The organism is Paenibacillus sp. GD4 (genome assembly GCF_030846225.1).
Classification (GTDB): Bacteria; Bacillota; Bacilli; order Paenibacillales; family NBRC-103111; genus Paenibacillus_G; species Paenibacillus_G silviterrae.
On sequence record NZ_JAVCYK010000001.1, the window covers coordinates 840,493 to 860,684 of the forward strand.

At 54.8% G+C, this 20,192-nt stretch carries 16 protein-coding genes; 4 read left to right on the forward strand and 12 right to left on the reverse strand.

Going from position 1 to position 20,192, the window contains the following annotated elements; all coding sequences use genetic code 11:
* Positions 1 to 4: 4 nt before the first annotated feature.
* The 12 genes from iolB to RAC89_RS03990 all read right to left on the reverse strand — a co-directional run bounded on the left by iolB (position 5) and on the right by RAC89_RS03990 (position 15,963).
* Positions 5 to 841: a 5-deoxy-glucuronate isomerase gene (gene iolB, locus RAC89_RS03935; RefSeq protein WP_306611919.1), complete on the reverse strand. Its 837-nt coding sequence runs from the start codon at positions 839 to 841 to the stop codon at positions 5 to 7.
* A gap of 16 nt (positions 842 to 857) precedes the next feature.
* Positions 858 to 1,871, reverse strand: coding sequence for an inositol 2-dehydrogenase (gene iolG / locus RAC89_RS03940; protein WP_306611922.1), 1,014 nt, complete (start codon positions 1,869 to 1,871; stop codon positions 858 to 860).
* A 12-nt stretch (positions 1,872 to 1,883) separates the two neighbouring features.
* Entirely contained in the window at positions 1,884 to 2,765 is an 882-nt protein-coding gene (gene iolE / locus RAC89_RS03945) for a myo-inosose-2 dehydratase (protein WP_306611924.1), read from the reverse strand.
* 34 nt (positions 2,766 to 2,799) lie between these two features.
* Positions 2,800 to 4,665 (reverse strand): 3D-(3,5/4)-trihydroxycyclohexane-1,2-dione acylhydrolase (decyclizing), encoded by a 1,866-nt coding sequence (iolD, locus tag RAC89_RS03950; RefSeq protein ID WP_306611926.1) that lies wholly within the window; start codon positions 4,663 to 4,665, stop codon positions 2,800 to 2,802.
* 885 nt (positions 4,666 to 5,550) lie between these two features.
* A complete protein-coding gene (locus RAC89_RS03955) occupies positions 5,551 to 6,570 on the reverse strand; it encodes a LacI family DNA-binding transcriptional regulator (RefSeq protein ID WP_306611928.1) in 1,020 nt (339 codons plus the stop codon).
* A 106-nt stretch (positions 6,571 to 6,676) separates the two neighbouring features.
* Complete coding sequence (locus tag RAC89_RS03960) at positions 6,677 to 9,334, reverse strand: DUF5054 domain-containing protein (RefSeq protein WP_306611931.1); 2,658 nt, start codon at positions 9,332 to 9,334, stop codon at positions 6,677 to 6,679.
* Positions 9,335 to 9,364: 30 nt separating this feature from the next.
* The gene (locus RAC89_RS03965) at positions 9,365 to 10,183 is read right to left on the reverse strand and encodes an endonuclease/exonuclease/phosphatase family protein (protein WP_306611932.1); all 819 of its coding nucleotides are present in this window, start codon (positions 10,181 to 10,183) and stop codon (positions 9,365 to 9,367) included.
* Positions 10,183 to 11,487: a CehA/McbA family metallohydrolase gene (locus tag RAC89_RS03970; RefSeq protein ID WP_306611933.1), complete on the reverse strand. Its 1,305-nt coding sequence runs from the start codon at positions 11,485 to 11,487 to the stop codon at positions 10,183 to 10,185. The genes RAC89_RS03965 and RAC89_RS03970 overlap by 1 nt, the downstream gene beginning before the upstream one ends.
* A 38-nt stretch (positions 11,488 to 11,525) precedes the next feature.
* Complete coding sequence (locus RAC89_RS03975) at positions 11,526 to 12,389, reverse strand: carbohydrate ABC transporter permease (RefSeq protein ID WP_306611934.1); 864 nt, start codon at positions 12,387 to 12,389, stop codon at positions 11,526 to 11,528.
* A 7-nt stretch (positions 12,390 to 12,396) separates the two neighbouring features.
* Entirely contained in the window at positions 12,397 to 13,272 is an 876-nt protein-coding gene (locus tag RAC89_RS03980) for an ABC transporter permease subunit (RefSeq protein WP_306611936.1), read from the reverse strand.
* Between the two features lie 74 nt (positions 13,273 to 13,346).
* A complete protein-coding gene (locus RAC89_RS03985; RefSeq protein WP_306611937.1) occupies positions 13,347 to 14,774 on the reverse strand; it encodes an extracellular solute-binding protein in 1,428 nt (475 codons plus the stop codon).
* A 172-nt stretch (positions 14,775 to 14,946) separates the two neighbouring features.
* Positions 14,947 to 15,963, reverse strand: a complete 1,017-nt coding sequence (locus tag RAC89_RS03990; protein ID WP_306611939.1) for a LacI family DNA-binding transcriptional regulator — start codon at positions 15,961 to 15,963, stop codon at positions 14,947 to 14,949.
* 396 nt (positions 15,964 to 16,359) lie between these two features.
* Between RAC89_RS03990 and RAC89_RS03995 the strand changes: the two genes are divergently transcribed.
* From RAC89_RS03995 to RAC89_RS04010, 4 genes are all read left to right on the forward strand, one after another.
* Positions 16,360 to 17,256, forward strand: coding sequence for a peptidylprolyl isomerase (locus RAC89_RS03995; protein ID WP_306611941.1), 897 nt, complete (start codon positions 16,360 to 16,362; stop codon positions 17,254 to 17,256).
* Between the two features lie 115 nt (positions 17,257 to 17,371).
* The gene (locus tag RAC89_RS04000) at positions 17,372 to 18,046 is read left to right on the forward strand and encodes a GntR family transcriptional regulator (RefSeq protein ID WP_306611943.1); all 675 of its coding nucleotides are present in this window, start codon (positions 17,372 to 17,374) and stop codon (positions 18,044 to 18,046) included.
* Between the two features lie 121 nt (positions 18,047 to 18,167).
* Positions 18,168 to 19,265 (forward strand): mandelate racemase/muconate lactonizing enzyme family protein, encoded by a 1,098-nt coding sequence (locus RAC89_RS04005; RefSeq protein ID WP_306611944.1) that lies wholly within the window; start codon positions 18,168 to 18,170, stop codon positions 19,263 to 19,265.
* A gap of 47 nt (positions 19,266 to 19,312) precedes the next feature.
* On the forward strand, positions 19,313 to 20,158 hold the full coding sequence (locus RAC89_RS04010) for an amidohydrolase family protein (RefSeq protein ID WP_306611945.1): 846 nt from the start codon (positions 19,313 to 19,315) through the stop codon (positions 20,156 to 20,158).
* Positions 20,159 to 20,192: the final 34 nt, after the last annotated feature.

Genomic DNA, 20,192 nt, shown 5'->3' on the forward strand with positions numbered 1-20,192 from the left:
CCTCTTACGCTTGAGATTCCTTCTTCCACTCCTCAAAAATCCATTCATGCTCCGGATCGTTGGTGAACTTCCATGTCCGTGTCGGACCCGCCATGACATTCAAATAGTAAACCTCGTAGCCCGGAGGCGCCGCAACCGGATGGTAGCCTCTCGGGACAAGCACCGCGTCGCCGTCCTTCACCACCAGCGTTTCGTCCAGCGACCGGTCGTCGGTATACACCCGCTGTATGGCAAAGCCGTGGGACGGCTCCACTCTATGGTAATAAGTTTCCTCTAGGTACGATTCCTCCGGCAAGCGATTCTCATCGTGCTTGTGCGGCGGGTAGCTCGACCAGTGCCCGTTCGGTGTGAACACCTCGACCAACAGCAGGCTGTCCGCAGGCTGTCCCTCGGGCAAAATCTGGTGGATCAACCGCTCCGCACTGCCCTTGCCGCGAATTTCCACCTGGACGTCCTCCGGACGGATCAGCCTTGCCGGGTAGGTGCCATGGCCCGGAGCGGTGCAAACCGCCAGCTCCAGCTCTGTTAGCGCCTCCACCTCAAACCGGTCGCCCGAAGGCACATACACGGTAAAGGGCGGCGTTTTCTCAAACACGCCCATACGCTGTCCGATGTCCCGGAAACTCTCTTGGCTTGTGCTCACATGGGCCTTGCCGGAGAGCAGCACCAAGCCGTATTCCAGCGATAAGGTCTCCCGCTCCAGCCGGTCCCCGGCCTGAAGCCGGTACACCTCGAAGCCTACATAAGTCCAGCCTGCCGACTCGGGCGTAATTCGCAGCACATTGCCTTCCGCGTCGGGAACGACTGCCTGCTTCACGATCAGTTCCGATCGATTTCCCATGATGCTCCCGCCTCCCTTATACGACTTCTTCCAGCTTGACGGCCCGGCCTTCCAGCAGCGACTGCTTCGCCGCATAAGCGATCCGCTCGGCTTGCAAAGCATCGTAGCCGCTTACCGGTACGGTGCCTTGATTCAGAATGCAATCGATAAACTGCTTCGTTTCATCGATATAGGAATCATGATAACGCTCCAGGAAAAAATATTTCGGATTATCGCGGTACACCGAATCCTTCGTGCTGATGACCGCCGTGTTCGGGTAATCGTTATCCGCCGCAATGCTGCCCTCCGAGCCGAACACCTCAACTCGTTGATCGTAGCCGTACACGGCCTTCCTGCTGTTATCGATCACGCCGAGAGCACCGTTCGCGAATTTCAGCGTAATGACCGCCGTATCGATATCGCCTAGCTCCCCAATCTCCGGATCGACCAGCACGGCCCCTTGGGCATATACCTCCACAACCTCGCTCCCGGACAAGTAACGGGCCATGTCGAAATCGTGAATCGCCATATCCATGAACAGTCCGCCGGATACTTTGATGTACTCCTTATTCGGCGGAGCCGGGTCGCGGGACGTAATTTTAATCAAATGCGGCGAGCCTAAGCTGCCGGACTGCACGTACTCCCGCACCCTTTTGAAATTATGGTCGAAGCGCCGGTTAAATCCTGTTTGGAGGCATACTCCTGCCTGCCCGACCGCTTGGAGTGCCTCTTGCGTCTGACGGTAGTCGAGACTGATCGGCTTTTCACAGAAAATATGCTTGCCCGCTTGAGCAGCCTCCTTGATAAAAGGAACATGCGTATTCGTAGAGGAACATATAAAGACTGCTTGAATATCGGGATGATTGATAATGCTTTGATAATCATTGCTGACTTCGGAGATGCCGAGCCCTTGCGCCCAGGCCCGGAGCTCCTCCGTTACGTATACGTCCGATATGGCCCGAATGCTGACTCCGGGATGCTTGCTTAAATGCTCTGCATGCAGGCGGCCGATTCTGCCCGCTCCAATGATGCCGATCTGTACCTTGCTCATCCTTCTCCCCCTCTACTCTGCCGTTATGCCGGCCAAGTACTCCCTTGCTTTCCGCGCATACTCCACAGGGTTCGCCACCTGCGGATCCTGCTCCGCCTCGATGATCATCCAGCCCTCGTACCCCCGCTCCTTCAACTCTGCAAAAATAGGGGCAAAATCGATACAGCCGTCTCCCGGCACGGTGAACACGCCTTGTCTCACGGCCTCGCGGAAGCGGAGCCCGGACGCTCTTTTGGCCTCCAGCACCTCTTGGCGAATATCCTTAAGATGAATATAAGGAATGCGATCGTAGTATTTGCGCAAAATGTTCAACGGATCGCTGCCGCCGAAATAGGCATGGCCCGTATCGTACAGCATGTAGACGAGGTCCGGATCCGTCGACTCCATTAGGCGTTGTATTTCCTCACCGCTCTCTACTACGGTTTCGCCATGATAGTGATACACCAGCTTCATGCCGAGCTCCTTGCAGTATCGTCCCGCCTCGTGCAAGCCATCAACCATGTGCTTCCATTGGTCGTCATTCAGCGGGTCAACGCGGACCGTATTTTTCGTAAGATCTTCAAACGCATTTCCCGTTTCGCAGGTAACGACATGGCCGCAGCCCATCGCTTTCAAAAAATCGGCGTGCGCCCGAAAGGCAGCCAGCTCCCCCGCCCTGCGCGACGGGTCGCTGAAATGAACGGATTTCCATTGGGAGGTGAGCACCATGTTATAGCCGGAGAGCAGCTTCTGCAGTGCGGACGGATCCCTCGGGAACTTTCGGCAAAACTCCGTTCCCTCGAAGCCGAGCGCAGACATGTCCGCCAGCACCTCCTCAGCCGTGTAATGGTCGCCCATCTCCAATATGTCCTCATTCACCCAGTTGATTGCCGAGATGCCGTACTTCACCTTCATGTTCATCCCTCCGGAGATAAGTGAATTTGTCAGTTTACCATTTCCTTGCGGTGGAAAGCTTGCTCTGCAGCTCCGTATACGCCTCCTGTACCTTCGGCTGCTCCGATACCTCGGCTACGCCGACATGCCACCAAGAATCGTAGCCTCCGGTATTCGTTCCGGGAACGACCTTGATGTCAATCAACGCGGATACGGGATCCTGCTTCGCCTGCTCCAGCGCGGATTGCAGCTCTTCAACGGTCGTGGCGCGGTAAGATCTTGCGCCGAGACTGAGGGCATGGGCCGCGAAATCAATGGCGAGGTAATCGCCGGTCAGCTGCCCCGAGGATTCGCTGCGCGAGCGGAATTCGTTGCCGAAGCCGTCGCTGCCATGTCCCCGCTGCAGGTTGTGAATGCACTGGAAGCCGTGGTTGTCGAGCAGCAGCACGGTGATCTTGCGTCCTTCCTGCAGGCTGGTGATCAGCTCCGAGTGAAGCATTAGATAGCTTCCGTCCCCTACGAGGGCGTATACCTCCCGATCCGGCTCGGCCAGCTTGACCCCGAAAGCGCCGGACACCTCATACCCCATACAGGAGAAGCCGTATTCCATGTGATAGGTCTTCGGCTCCGTCGTTCTCCACACCCGGTGAAGATCCCCGGGCAGACTTCCTGCCGCACAGACAATGACATCCCGCTCCCCGATAAAATCGTTAATCTCGCCCAGCACTCTTGTCTGTGACAATCCTGCAGGATGCTCCGCTAGATACAGCCGGTTCACCTCGTCATCCCATTGCTGCTTAAGCTGCGCAAGGCTCTCCGGCTGGTAGTCCGAACGATAGCCTGCGGCCTCCAGCGCCTGCTGGAGCTCGCGGAGCGCTTCTCTGGCGTCGGCCGCCAGCCCGGCTCCTTCCGTTTTATACGTGTCGAACGGGCTGACATTGATGTTTACGAAGGCCACCTCCGGGTTGCGGAACGCCGTCTTCGACGCCGTGGAGAAATCCGACAGCCGTGTGCCGACCGCAATTACCACATCCGCCTCCGCCGCCAGCCGGTTTGCCGCCAGCGTCCCTGTCACGCCCACGCCCCCGAAGCTAAGCGGATGCCGCCACGATACGGCGCTTTTACCGGCCTGCGTCTCGGTCATAGGGATCTGGAAGGCTTCCGCGAACCGCCTTGCTTCCTCCGTTGCCAGCGAGTAGTGCACCCCGCCTCCCAGCACGAGCAGCGGCTTCTTCTTCCCGCGAATAAGCTCGACAGCTCTCTTCACCGCCGCTTCCGCCGGCTGCTTGCGATCGAGATGATGCACCCGCTTGGCGAAGAACGCCTCAGGATAATCATAGGCTTCGCACTGCACATCCTGCGGAAGGCAAAGCGTCACCGCTCCCGTCTCGGCAGGGTCGGTCAGGACGCGCATCGCTTGAATCGCCGAGGTCATCAGCTGCTCCGGCCGCATAATCCGGTCCCAGAATTTGCTTACCGGCTTGAAGGCATCGTTCGCCGTGACGGTGTAATCCAGCGGATATTCGATCTGCTGCAGCACCGGATCGGGCTGCCGGCTCGCGAAGATATCCCCCGGCAGCAGCAGCACGGGAATCCGGTTCACCGAGGCAACTCCGGCCGCCGTTACCATGTTCAGAGCGCCGGGGCCGATCGACGTCGTGCAGGCGTATGCCTGCAGCCGGTTCTTCTGCTTGGCGTAAGCAATGGCGGCATGCGCCATGCCCTGCTCATTTTTCCCTTGAATGAAAGCGATCTCATTTCGCTGCTGCTCCAAGGCCTGCCCGATGCCGGTCACATTCCCGTGACCGAAAATTCCCATCACGCCTTGAATAAACTTATATTCCACTCCGTCAAGCTCCACATACTGCTGCGACAGAAACTTCAGCAACGCTTGGGCCATCGTTAAACGAACCGTTTTCATGACGACACTCTCCCGGTATTAAATTAAGCGCTTTACTCTATCATATTCACTGTATTATCAATGTAGTATGATAATTTCGGAGCTGATAAGGCATAAATATTGGTTAAGCGCTTACCCTTGAGTTAAAGTATACCAGCCTCCCATTGATTGTCAATCCCCCATTGGAAGATGAAGCTAAATTTTGTTACGTTGCCACAGTTGCCGAACGTTACTCCAACCTCGGCGTACATTCCACACTTTTACGGCCTCGCGTGCCTCTATTCGCCTGCTGCATGCCTGATCGCACCCGTTAGCGGTTCCCCGTGCTGCTATTACTGAACGTTACTCCAACCCTCGGCGTACACTCCACACTTTTACGTCCCCGCATGCCGCTATTTCGCCTACTGCCTGCCTGATCGCACCCGTTAGCGGTTCCCCGTGCCGCTATTACTGAACGTTACTTCAACCCTCGGCGTACACTCCACACTTTTACGTCCCCGCATGCCGCTATTTCGCCTACTGCCTGCCTGATCGCACCCGTTAGCGGTTCCCCGTACCGCTATTGCTGAACGTTACTCCAACCCTCGGCGTACACTCCACACTTTTACGTCCCCGAGTGCCGTTATTCCGCCCCCTGCCCGCCAAACTACACCTGTTAGCGGTCCGCCGTGCCGCTATTGCTGAGCGTTGTCCCAATTTCGGCGTATACTCCACACTTTTACGTCCCCGAGTGCCGCTATTCCGCCCCCTGCCGCAATACTGCACCTGTTAGCGGTCCACTGTGCCGCTATTGCTGAGCGTCGCCCAAACTTCGGCATATACTCCACACTTTTACGTCCCCGAGTGCCGTTAATAGGCCACGAACAACATAAGCCCCTCATCCACAGTGATGGGGGCTTATGTTCACTAGCCGTCGGCCGGCTTCTTCGGAGGCGCCGTCGAGCCGCGGACCACGAGGTCCGGCATCAGCACGACCCGCTGGCGCGGGACCTGCTCCCCGCGGATTTCCTGAAGGAGCAGATCCACCGCCTGCTTCCCGATCTCCTGGATCGGCTGGGCCACCGTAGTGAGCGGCGGGTCGATGATGGAGGCAAGAATGGTATTATCGAAGCCTACGACCGATAAGTCCTCCGGCACACGCATGCCGCGTTCCCGGGCAGCCTGAATGGCGCCGATCGCCAGAATATCGTTGCAGGCGAACACCGCAGTAGGCGGCTCCTCCGAGCCCAGCAGCTCATGCATGGCGGCCTTGCCGCTCTCGACCGTGAAGCCGCCGACTGCCTCGAGACCGCACTCCTGCGTTAGTCCTTCGTCCAGCATCGCCTGCTTGCAGCCCCGCATCCGCTCCCGGCTGCTCGTATCGTTCAGATCCTCGGCCATGACGGCGATCAGGCGATGTCCTTGAGCGGTCAGGTGGCTCCCCGCCTGATAGCCTCCCAAATAATCGTCGACCATAACCGCAGGCACTGCGAAGGATGGCATCTCCCGGGCAATCATCGTTAGCGGGATATGATCCTTCACCATGCTTTTGAGATAGGTGTCCTTCTTCGTACGGGAGGCGATCACGATGCCATCCACCCGCTTCTGCATCAGCACCGAAAAATATTTGTCTTCCTTCTCCGGATCGTTGTCGGTGCTGCAAATAAGCACGTGGAACCCGAGCTCCCGGCCCCGGTCCTCCACAGCCCTGGCAATTTCGGCGAAGTAGGGATTCGCCAGATCGGGGAGCGTCAAGCCGATCGTATAAGTATTTTTGCCCGACAGCGCCGAGGCGACCATGCTGGGCTGGTATTTTAACTCCTCCATCACGTTCAGCACATGCTTGCGCGTTTTCTCACTGATTCGACCGGTTCCGTTAATGACCTTCGATACAGTCGCAATGGACACACCGGCTTTGGAGGCTACATCATAAATAGTCGTCTTCACTGCTTTCGTTTCCTTCCCCTGCATCGTATAATCCTGTTATGTTTTCTATCATACGACATAACCAAAAACCCCGCAAACCCAATAGCATGGATTTGCGGGGTACGGCTCAGTACCGAATTCGCAGGGTATGCACCTCGAACGGGCCGGAGGTCAGCGTTACTTGCCGATAGCTCGAACCCGGAACGTTCTTCAGCACCAGCTCTTCCTCGTCATATTCAAGCAGACCGGTACGGCTGCTCCCTTCAACATAACCCGGGAGGATGACGGTCAATTCTCGTCTTGTCCCCGTCCAGTCCCGAAGCCGAAGAATAAACCCGTTTCCGTCTTCCGCCGGCTTGAAGCAGGTAACGGAAGCTCCCTCGATGCCCTCCGGCAGAAGCTCCATGTAAGCCGCCGCTTCGTTCCCGTCAGCCGCTGCCGGGATAGCGAGCGCAGGCGCCATTGTTCCCTCCGCCAGTCTCCACACCTCAGCGTCCGACCAGCTTCCCGCATGAGGAACAAGACGGTAGCGGAAACGAAGGTCGCCCCCGGTCCATTGAGGGAAATTGGTTCCCCACCAATTGTTGAACAAATTGAAGTGCAGCTCCGGCTTCTCCGGCTTGTAATCATGCTCGAAGTCCCACATCCCGTTTTTCCCAATGAAGAGAAGCGGTGTGTCGAGCGGGATGACCGCCATACCTGCCGCTCCCGCTCCGTCCGTCACATCGACGAAATATTCGCAGCAGTGGAGCAGTGTACTCGAGGAAGGGACAATGTCGTGCATCGGATCGATTAAGCTGCCCATTTTGTTCACCCGGTATTGCGCCTGATCCAGCTTCAGCGGCAGAACAAGACTTCCGGATTCCGCCTTCGGCGTTTCCTGCTTACCCTCCAGCCGGAGCTCCATATCCAAGAAAGCCTGCTTCGCTTTCAAGCTAATCGTCCATAAGACTCGCTCTGCGTTGCCATATTCCCCTATGGATTGAGAATCTCCCGCTGCGACGCATTCTATTTTTACGCGATCGGCCTCATGAATCAATCGCACCTCCGGCGCGGATGTCGTGGAGGAAAATCTCTTTTGCTGCTCGGGATAGCCGGTTTTGCCGAAATCGTGGACTCCCCAGTCATAAAACCGGTACGCGTACTTCTTCAGATAACGGGTCATTTCCTCGCTGGAATACACATTATATTCGTATTGGCCGAATCCGTAATCCGCTTCCCTACGGACGAACTCCTTAGCCAGCCGTTTATCCCAAAGGCTCGTGATCCATCCGGTTCGACGGGATACCGCGACCCGCAGGAATTCGTTCTCCATGACCGCTTCCTCTTCATGCCAATACCCTGCCGTCTCCCGTCCGACCGAAGGAGCGATCGGGCCCGCCTCGGCCGTAGCCGCCGCTTCCAAGGTATGCCCGGCGGCTATCAAGGTTTTGTATCCGAGCGCCGGAAGGTTCTTCACCTCAGCCCATACCCCTTGATCATCCTCACGAACCGGCACCTTCTCTCCGGTCGCAGCATCCACCAAGGACTGCTCAGCAGCCTTATGCGGCAGAAGCACCTCCGCATCGCGAGTCCACCCCAAATAATTGTATACCCGATACGCAGGAGTCCCCTCCCCGGCTCCAGCGCACATTAGCCGCACCGCCTCGGTTAACGCCGCCTCAGCCGTATGCAGATATTCCCGCTGCTCCTGCCACGATTGCTCCATCCGCAGCACGCGTTTGCTGCGCTTATCCTCCAGAAACTCCTTCTTCTCATATCGCCTTGGGAACAGAAACGTTTTGCAATCCATCCCCCAAGTGTGCTCTCCGAATAAAAGGGTTCGTTCGTAGCTTTGATCCAGCAGCCGCTTAACTAGAACCGTATCGACGGAGCTTTCCCCTCGAATTTTCTCCATAGCAAACAAGCTTTCCGCCGCCGCTATGCGGCTCCGCAGCTCCCTGACCTGCGACACCTCGCGCGGTGCCGTGCCGACGCCATGGATCCAGGAATCCGCCAAATCTCCGCGGATCACCGGCAGCTTCGGACCGCCCGCCAAGAAGTCCTCCGCAAAGTCATGCAGGCTGCCGATATGGAGCTCCGCCTCGATGCCGCGCTCCGCGAGGACCGCTTTCATCTCTTGGATGACGGCAGGCTCATGGGGGCCGTGGTTATCGTTGGTTTGTATCATCGCCAGCCAGACCGGGTGCTCCCACTCCTCCGGGGGCACAATGCCCGTACCGTAACCTCCCTTGGAATAGAAGGTCAGCAGTCTCGCTCCGTCAGGCCCCTCCCAGAAGAAGACGGAAGGAACATCCGGAGGCGTGGAGGCGCCGTTGCAGCCCAGATGCAGCATGCGGACGCCCGCTTTGACCAGCAAGGAGGGCACCGACCAGGTGTGCCCCGGAACATCCGTCATTTTCGCATCCTTAGGGACATACCCGTATTGCTCGGACAGCCGCCTGGATACGTACATCCCCCGAATCCATTCCTCAAGGCCGCAAAACTCCGTGTGGGTGGTAAACGGCAGCAGATGCCAGATCAGCTGACGCTTCTCCAAGAAGCTTATTGCTTTCTCACGCTCTATCTTCGCGCTGCCCTCAAGCGACTGCTGCAGCGGCCACGACGACATCGTCCAAACATACCGCTCGCCCTTCGGATTTCCGGATGTCTGTTCACAGATCGAGTTAACCTCCTTCAGCATTTCCGTCCGGTACCGCTCAACAACCTCAGAAACCAACCCCGTAAACCCGATGTCAAAATGGGTCTTGAACACCACATATATTTTCTTCAGCTTCTGCGTCATCGAACCGTCCCCTTCCCTAAAGCTTCGCTGCTAATCGGATTCCTCACGGTGCTCTTCTTTCGTCCCCAACCGCGCAATGACAGGATAATGATCGGAAGGGAAGCCTCCCTCCACCTCACGGCGGTCGATCAAGACCTCATAGACCAGCACGTCGGGCGAGACAAAAATATAATCAATCGGCGTCCCCTCGGAGCCGCCTTGAAAGCTGTGGGCCGTCAATCCGATCTCCTCTTCGAGAATGCCGTACGCGTCCTGCAGCCACGATTGAATCCCTCCGTGATCGAACTCCCCCCGCAGCAGGCGGATCGGCCAGTCCGTCGGATGGCTGTTGAAATCGCCAAGCAAAATGACAGGCGTCGGGTTCAGCTCGTACTCCCGAACGATTGCCTTTAGAATCATCAGTGATCCTTGGTTTCGCGCCTCCTGACCCAGATGATCCAAGTGGGTATTGAACACAGTGATTACCTGCTCCGAGCCCCTGTGTCTCCACCGACCCCAGGTGCAGATTCTCGGCAGGCTGCTGTCCCAGCTTTTGGAGGCAGGCATATCGGGGGTTTCCGACAGCCAGAAGGTACCCTGCTCCAGCAGCTCCAGCTGATCCTTCCGGTAAAAAATCGCGCAGTGCTCGTTTTCCTGCCCGCCATGACGTCCGGTACCGAGCCAGGCATACGGCTCCAGCCGTTCCTGCAGATCGGCCAGCATATGGGCGTACCCTTCCTGCGTGCCGATAAAGAGCGGCTCATGCTCCCGCATCATATGTGCCAGACGGTCGATCCGGTAGGGCCATTGGTTCACACCGTCGTTGGGCGTATCATACCGTAAATTAAAGGACATGACCTTCCACTCCATTAGTACGGCACCCCCTGAGCCTGAGCAAAATATACCGGATTCGTCACCGCAGCCAACAGCTCCGAACCTGCCTGTGGGAAGAAGCGCCATACCTCTACACGGACGAAGCTGCGCCCCTCCCCGCTGATCCGCAGCTCCAGCCCGCCCGCCGCTTCCGTGCAGCGTTCAAGCTCTACTCCCCGTTCGCTGATGACCCGAATACGGTCGCCCTCTTGCAAATCCTGCATTCCGATTTGCACCTCGCGTTCAGCCGCATCCATAGGGACCACGTCCCCCATACGGTAAGGACCGCACTGAAGCTCCGCAAGCGGTCCGTCGGGCGCATAAGTAATCACCACATGCCCCCGATCGATCCCGCCGAGTACGCCTGCAACCGTTTTCGATTCCGCCCATACCCAAGTGCAAGGCATCGCATGTTTGATGTAAGGGTCGGGGCGATGCACATCGCTGCCGCCGACGGCGACAAGTCGCCTGCCGGAAACCAACTGCTCCTGCCACCAGGCTAGTGTCCTGGCGTTGCGTTCCGTCCAAGGACCGTTCCAGATCTCCACCCAGTCGTGATCTACAGCGAAATCCCATTCCCACGGGCAAAAATCGCAATGGGGATGATTCAGGACGATCCGCGCTCCGCGTTCCCTGGCCGTTCTCAGCTTCTTATGTACATCCGCCATTCCGGCTACCCGGAAATCGTCCAGCGGCTCCGCCACGCCAAGGAAGTTGCTGTGCCCGAAGTTCGTCGTAAATTCCGTGCCGGGAATCATTAACACCTTCGTGTTTCTCGGATATGCTTCATTCTGGCTGCTGGTGTTGTGATCGGTCATCGCGATAAAATCGCAGCCCAGCTCCTCCATGATCGCGGCATTTTCCTCAAGCGAATACGTGCCGTCACTATGAATGCTGTGGGTGTGCAGGTCTCCCTTCAGCCAGCGGGGAGTTGCATACCTCCATTCGATCGTGACCGTCACCGTGCAGCCCTCGGGAGGAACCTTGTAGGCGTTATGGAGCACAGCCCACTCTCCGGCAGGAAGCTGTCCGGGCGTGTACCCGGGTGTCGCCTTCTCGAGACCGAGCCGGAACTCGCTCCTTGCGCCCCCGCTCCAGCCTCTCACCCGTTTCGGATCCCGCACGCCCAGATCGATAATCGCACGGGATGTCCCGTGTGATTCCACCTCGTAGGCCACATGAATCTCTTCCACCTGCTCCGGCATATCGAAAGGGATCTCGATGTACCTGCTCTGCTCAGCCTGTTCAATCCTTCGTTTATAAACGGCGGAAGACCGCCGCTGCTCCACCTTAGCAGCCAATGGAATCTACCTCCCTGTATACCTGTGATCCGCAGCTTTTATTCCTTGTTCGCACCGACGAAAATGCCTTTGACAAAATACTTCTGAACATAGGGGTAAATGATCATGAGCGGCAGCAGCGCAATGACTATACCCGCCATTCGCACATTCGTAGTAATAATAAAATTGCTTGAGGTCGTGTCCGTATCGACGATCAGCGATTTGAGCGCAATCTGCAGCGTGTACTTGGCGTGATCGCTTATATATAGCAGCGCCGGAGTAAATTGATTCCACCGGCTGACGAATTCAAACAAAGTGACCGTGGCAAGCCCGCTGCTCGCCAGCGGCAAATACATGGTAAAGAAGATGCGAATGTCTCCGGCGCCGTCCATCCGCGCCGATTCCGCCATCTCGTAAGGCACACTGAGAAAAAAGTTTCTCATGAGCAGCACGCTGAAGCCCGACACAAGCCCGGATAAAATAAGCGCTGAAAGCGTGTTTAAGAGCCCTAGCTCTTTATTCACGACATACAAGGGAATCATTATCGCTTCACCCGGCACCATCATGGTGAGCAGAATGCCGGAGACCATCAGCTTTTTCCCCGGAAGTCCTTGCTGCACAAGCACATACCCGGCCATCGCACACAGCAGGACGTGACCCAAGGTTCCGACGATCGTGACGATAACGTTATTCGTAAAGGGCAAATACAGCTGCATGCGGTTCCATACCGTGGAAAAGCCCTCCGTGCTGAATTCCTTCGGCCACAAGACGATGCCCGGCTGCATGGAAGCGAAATTCGTGGAGAAGGCCAAGGCAATCGTATTCATAAACGGAATGATCATAGTGGAAATGAGCAGCAGCAGAAACACTGCGTTGATCGAATCAAAGGTCCGGCTTTGCCAGCTGTTGTACTTGAAATTCATGGTCCTCTCACCCCTCGTCGTAGCGGATGACCGCCCTGGTAACAAACGTAATGATCAGCGTCGCAGCAATGACAAGGAAACCGGCTGCCGTCGCCGTACCGACCTTGAACTCCAATATCCCTTTTTGGTACGTGTACATCATAATGACATCCACCTTATTTGCGATCGCACCGTTGCGCATAACGAAGATTTGGTCGAACATCCGAAGAATGCTCAGGACATTCAGCATGATGACCACCTTCATGGTGCTGATCAATTGCGGGATGGTCACGAAACGCACCTGCTGCCAGCGGTTCGCCCCGTCGATCCGCGCCGCCTCATATAAAGAAGGATTGATGGTCACGATAGAGGCCAAATACAAAATACAAGTAAAGCCCATTTCCTTCCACGCGGCCGTAAGCACCATAATCGAGCGGGCATACGTTTCCGTAGACATAAAGCTGACCGGCCTCTCCGCTCCGAACAGCTTCATGATTTGATTCACAATTCCCGTATCCGGCGACAGCATCAGAATCCACATGCCGCCGACCACGACCCAGGAGAATAGATGCGGCAGATAGACGACCATTTGTGTGACCTTTTTGAACCAGGTGGAGAACACCTCATTCAAGGATAACGCCAGCACAATCGGCATGATAAAGCTGAAGATCAGGATGCCGATCCCGATCACAAGCGTATTCTCGAACGCATGCCAGAAGGTCGGATCCTTAAGCACCGTCATATAATTTTCCAGACCGACGAAGGGCCTGTTACCGATCAGACGGAAATTTTGGAAGCTGATGATAAAGCCCCGCACGAGCGGATAATAGGAAAAGATGAAAAAATACGCCAGGATCGGCAGCATCATCAGATACAGCGTTTTATACTTGAGAACGGCTCTCATGGGCAGCCACCACCTTGTCGGTAAGGTAAGAGGGAGCAGGACAGGGTCGATACTCCCTCTTAGCGAACACTTGATTAATCGATCAGCTTAGCGGCCTTCAGCTGCTCACGCATCTTCTTGACCGCTTCCGCCGCCGGCATTTGGCCCTGAATGGCCTTGAAGGAATACTCGTTGATGATTTTCTCGGCATCGGCCCATTTGGGAGGCGTCAGCTCTAGCGTTGCGTATTTCATGACCAGCTCCTGCGCTTCCTGCACGCCAGGCAGCTTCCCGAACGGTTCCTTGACATTTTTGTTGTACCAGAAAGGTACTCCGTGATCCATAGCGTGCTCTTTGCCGGTTTTGGTCAGCTCATACTTGCCGTCCTTCTCGGTATAATCCTGATCCTTGATCCCGAGAGAACCTAGAATAATGCCGTCCTTGGAATGCCACCATTCGATAAAGCCGAAGGCCGTCTTCGGGTTCGTAGCATTCACCGGGATGACCCATACGTCCGGGTCGCCGCGACGAAGCATGTAGTTTCCGTTCGGACCGACAGCTCCCGGCAAGCCCTTCGCTTGGAACGCCGTATTCGGATCCTGCTCCTTGCGGGTATTGTTCAGCATACCCACCCATGCATCCCAGTACGTAATCATGCCGACCCGGTCCGTAAGGAACAGGTTGCGCATTTTTCCCGTATCGTTGGTGGCGAAGTTCGGGTCGAGAATGCCTTCCTTATAGAGCTTATTCAGCCACTCGTAGATCGGTATGGCGGCATCCGTCGAATAAGGAACGTCCAGCTTGCCGTCCTTCTCCACATACCGCTGCTTCAAGCCCGCCGCACTGAAGAAGCCCTGAAGCTCATACATGCCCGCCGTGCTTAATCCGAAGGTGTCCTTCTTGCCGTTCCCGTCTGGATCCTGCTCGGTAAAGGCCTTCAGAACCTTGTAGTAATCATCAAGCGTCTTAGGCTCCTCCAGATTCAGCTTCTTCAGCCAATCGGCACGGACAGTTGGCATGGTACCGCCTTGGAACTTCGTGAATACACCATAAATTTTGCCGTCCTTGGACTTTACCTGTTCCCACTCCTGCGCTGGAATGACGTTCGGATCGGAAAGCGTCTTGGAGCCCTTCACCTGATCGGTAAGCGGCGTCAGAATGCCCTGCTCAATGAACGTATTCATCTTCTCCTTGCTCACTTGAAGCAAGTCGAACTTCTCCCCGGAAGCAATCGCCGCCAGCAGCTTCTGATCATAATCGGAGGCGGGCTTGTCTAGCTTGACCTTAATCCCGGTAAGCCGCTCGATCTCCTTCTCGAATTGGGCGTTCTCTTCGGGGTTCTTTCCTCCGATGACGCCCGACATCATCCGCAGTTCTTTTTTCTCTTGATTTTCTTGAGCCTTCGGTTCAGCCGGTTTATTCTGTGCTGTGTTCGCCCCGGAATCAGTGGAGCAGCCTGCAAGGATACCTCCGAGTAATGATAATGCCATAACGGAACCTGCCAGCCTTCTAGTTCTGGACATACTTATACCCTCCTTAAGGTTTGTACAAAAGTGACCCTACTATTTGTATCTAAGCATCCATTCTCACACCAAAGAATTCCCGTGCATGAACTTAGGCTCACCCCCTTAACAAAATCTTAATAAAGCGCTTTCATTTATTCTGCGGGAAGCAGTCGCCGGTTTCCCATACCGCTTATGTCCCGCGAACACAGCATGATTCCCGGATGACCAGCTTCGTATCGATGATCAGCTGCCGGTTCACGCTCATGTCGTTCATTTTCTCGATCAGCAGCTTTGCGGCCTCTGTCCCTAGCAAATGAGCCGATAACTCAACGGAGGTCAGCTTGGGCGTCATTTCTTGAGCCAGCGTAGCGTCATTGCTGAGGGCAACGACGGACAAATCCTCCGGTACATCCAGCCCCAGCTCTCTGGCTGCTCTAAGCACACCGAGAGCTACCCGGTCGGTGTCCGTAATTACGGCGGAATAGCTTAAGCTGCGATACGTTGTCATAATGGCGTTATATCCGTAATCCGGTGCGCTGGAGTAAATCCTCCTGGAATAATTCAATACATATTCCTCCCGGAAAGGGACACCATATTTAGCAAAGGCTTGCTCCAGGCCATGCTTACGGTCATATGCCGCCGTCATATCCGCGAAGGCGTTCAGGAACAAGATCGACTTGTGTCCGTTCCCCAGCAAGTAATCACCGACCTGATAGGCAGCTTCCGTATTGTTGTTGTCCACATAGCTGATGGAGTCATCGATCGGGTCCGGCCTGCCTACAAGCACTAGAGGGATACCCATCTGGCCGTAACGCTCCACCCGAGGGTCATCCTTGCGCGGATTCAGCATAATGACGCCGTCCACCGGATCAAGTGAGAATTGCGTAGGATCGTCATGCTCCGGCAGCGTATCCAGCAGCACGCGATAGCCCTGCTTGGAGCACTCCTTAATAACCCCGTTAATCATTTGCGATTCAAACGCAGACATGGCGCCGTCTCTTGAAAGCGGCATCTTCAAACCGGCAATCATTGTCTTCTTATTGGCAAGACTCCGCGCCACATGATTAGGATAATAACCCAGCTCCTTGGCCACCGAGAGTACTCTTTGGGCTACCTCATGACTAATAGGTCTTTTTTTACTAAACACACTGGAAACCGTCCCCTTGGACACTCCCGCTTTCTTGGCGACATCGTTGATCGTAGCCACAAGCTCCCTCCTTCTCTAACCGGCCCCCAAATCATTAAACCGGTTTAATAACGGGCCAAATGAAAACCGGCGGATCGCTTCGTCAGCAATCATTAAACCGGTTTAATTACCTTATATTGACTATTATATCTAGCAATGTTTTGACTTACAACCCTTTTTTGTAAAATGGACGTGAATTTTTGGTAAACCGCTTACCCTTATTTACTTTAGCTTAAAATTCGCCATGTTATGATACTCTTTTACATAATAAAAGAAAGACTTTCCCCCACGTGAAGCTGTAGCTCCTGGGGCACTCAGCAAATTTTCAGCCTAAACTCATCTGCCCTTAAGGTTAAGCCCTCATAATGAAATAGCAGTGTCGCAAAGACATACTAATGTATAGGGGGACCCATACGAATGAATTCCATTAAATCACGCAATATATGGATGATCCTATCCATCGTATTATTTTTCAGCTTCCTCAGTTATATGTACGCCTTCCCTCCGACAAAGGCGAATAACGAGGCCGTCGCCAAGGTCAACGGAGTGGAAATCAGCAAGGATCAGCTTTATCAGGAGATTGTCGGCAGCAGCGGTAAGCAGGCATTGGATAGTATGATCGACAAAGAGCTGATCCGTCAGGAAGCGGCAAAGGCAAGCATTCAAATTACGGACGCCGACATTGAGCAGGAGCTGGCAACGGTGAAGCAAGGCTTCCCTTCGGAGGAGGAATTCACACAAGCACTCGGCATGTACGGAATGACGCTCGATGGGCTGAAAAAAGAGCTTACGACCCAGGTCACGCTGCGAAAGCTGCTTGAGCCGCAAATTCAAATTACCGACGAGGACATCAAAAAATACTATGATGAGAATTTGGAAATGCTGAAAACACCGGAGCAGGTACAAGCCTCTCATATCCTGGTCGCAACCAAAGAAGAAGCCGAGGCTGTGCTTGCCGAGCTGCAGAACGGTGCTGATTTTGCCAAATTGGCTCAAGAGAAATCCATCGATCCAGGTTCGAAGGAAAAAGGAGGAGATCTGGGTTATTTCGCCAAGGGTGAAATGGAGGAGCCTTTCGAGCAGGCCGCCTTCTCGCTGGAAGCAGGCAAGCTGAGCGGCGTCGTAACGACCTCGCACGGAAGCCACATCATTAAGGTAACCGGCCACAAGGCTGAAGCAACGCCTGCGCTGGAGGAGAAAAAAGCCGATATCCAGAAGATTCTCACAAATGAGAAGATCTCGGCAATGGCCACCGAGTGGATCACAGAGAAGAAAAACGCCGCATCCGTTGAGAACTATATTTCGAACACCTAATTTTGCGAGAGCTATTTCGACGTTGACTCGAAATAGCTTTTTCTTTGCGTTGTATTACGCCACAGATGGTGCTATCATAATATGATACACGATATATGAAAAGGCGGGAAGCCTGATGCGGAAACCTAAAAGATCGGTCGTTACGGATGAAATTTATGAAATCATTAAGGAGCAAATCCTATCTCACAAGCTGGAGCCCGGCAGTAAGATTAACATTGACCAGCTGGCCCGTGAGCTGGAGGTATCGAATATCCCGATCCGCGAGTCTCTCTCCAAGCTGATTGCCGAAGGATTAGTCACAAGCGTCCCCTACAAAGGCATGTATGTGATGCACATGAGCCTGCAGGAGCTTGATGAGATCTTCGAGCTGCGGCGCACGCTGGAGCTGCTTGCCTTACAGAAGTCGCTTGCCGTCATTACCCGGGAGCAGCTGGTTCTATTGCTGGAGCAATGGCGATCCGTCAGCTTTCCTGCGGAACAAGCGGTGGATGACATCCTGCTGCATGTGAATCAAATGAACGAACAAATCCATGGATTGTTTCTCGAACACTGCAGGAATGAGTCGTTGAAAACCTTGGTGGAAAATTACATACAGCGGATAGAGCGGTATTTGGAGCTGATTCGGCCGAATATACACCGGGATCTCCTCCTGGCCGAGCAGGAGGAGCATTTGGGGATTCTGGCTGCTTTAGTCGACGGGAACCATCAGTTAGCCCTTGAGCAGCTGGAACGTCATCTGATCAATGCTCATAACCGAACGAGGGAATTGTTTTTAGAAGTACAATCCTAACGGAATACAAAGGTCAAGCGGAAAAATATGAGGCTTGACCTTTATTTTATATATTGACACCTTTTGATTTTTTGATTTATCATAAATCATACATGATTCATGATATTGGAGGTGTTCCTTGATGAAAATTTCAAAGGTCGAACCGTTCATTCTTCATGTCCCTATTACCCCGCCTATTACAGACGCCATTAATGCGGCTACGCACTGGGGATTAGCCGGGGTGCGTATCTTCACGGATGAGGGAATCGTCGGCTATGGTTACACCGGAACGTGCGCCCACGGCGACGACTTGATCACACGGACTATTGAGCAGTATTATGCACCGATCCTGCTGGGACGCGATCCATTCATGGTCCGCGAGCTGTGGGATGAGATGCGATTCGGCAGGATGCACTGGGTCGGACGCGCCGGAGTAACCCATATGGCGCTCGCTGCGGTCGATATCGCGCTGTGGGACATCATGTCGAAGGCGGCTAACAAGCCCCTCTGGCAGTATTTGGGCGGACATAAGTCCAAGCGTATTAAAGCTTACAATACGAACGGGGGTTGGTTGAACTGGACGAAGGAACGCCTGCTGCAAGATGTATCGGCTATTGTGGAGCAGGGCTTCCAGGGGGTGAAGATCAAGGTCGGCAAGCCGGATCCTCATGAGGATTTCGACCGGGTCAAGGCGGTCCGCGAGCTGATCGGCAAGGATATCATCTTCATGATCGATGTCAATCAGCAGTGGAACATCAATACCGCCATGACCTGGGGAAGGAAGCTCGAGGAATTCGACTTGTTCTGGCTGGAGGAGCCGCTCAATCCCGACGATATTCTGGGACATAAGAAGCTTGCCGATGCGCTCACCGTTCCCATCGCTCTGGGTGAGCATGTTTATACAAAGTATGCCTTCCGTGACTACATACATCAAGGTGCGGTAGAATATGTTCAGGCGGATGTGACCCGGCTTGCCGGCATCACCGAATGGCTGCAGGTTGCGGGTCTCGCCGCCTCCTACGAGCTCCCGATCTGCCCTCACGTAGGAGACATGGGCCAAATTCATCAGCATCTGGTCGCCTCGACCCAGAACGCCATCATGCTTGAATATATTCCCTGGATCAGACACATTTTTGAGGAGCCGGCAACGGTAAAGGATGGCTTCTACGTGCTGCCTGAACAGCCTGGCGCATCAACGCAAATCATTCCGAAGTATTTCGATCAATACCGCATAGGCTAGAAAGGAGAGCTGGGCATGCCGGTTCTATGTAAGGAGGGAATGGTACGGTGAAGGTTGACGCTCATCATCACTTATGGAATTTGGATCAGGTGGCTTACCCTTGGCTGGATCCGATGTTCGGGCCGATTTGCCGCACCTTCGAGGCGGATGAATTGGAGCCGCTGCTGCGGTCGGCCGGTATCGACCGGACGGTGCTGGTGCAATCCATGAACTCTTATGAGGATACGGAATATATGCTGCAGGCTGCCGAGGAAAAACCATGGATCGGCGCTGTGGTCGGCTGGGTGCCCTTGAACCTTCCCGAGGTTGCCGACCGTAAATTGCAGCATTATACGAAAAATCCGGTCTTTAAAGGGGTGCGGCATCTGATCCACGAGGAACGGGACCCGGACTGGATTATCCGGGATTCGGTTATCGAGGGCTTGAAGCGGCTGGCGTCCTACGGTTTAGCCCTGGATGTGGTAGCCGTATTTCCTCATCATCTGGGGCATATACCTTACCTTGCGGAACGTGTACCCGGGCTTCGGATGGTGATCGATCACCTGGCAAAGCCGCCGGCGCCGGGCCATGAGCTGCACAAGGAATGGTCGAAGCAGCTTGCCGCTGCAGCGCAGTACCCCCAAGTGTATGCCAAAATCTCGGGGCTGAATACGGCGACAGGCAAGCACGATTGGTGTGCGGACGACCTCGCGCCGTGGATCGATGAAGCTATGGCAAGGTTCGGAGCCGATCGGCTCATGTTCGGAAGCGATTGGCCTGTGGCTAACCTCGCGGGGGATTATCACCGTGTATGGACGGAAACGAACAAGGCTATTGCCGCGTATTCCCTAGCGGAGCAGGCACAGCTGCTGGGCGGAACGGCGATCCGCTTTTACCAAATGGAAGCCCTTTAACGAAAAAAACAGCCGGCACCTGCACATTCGAGCG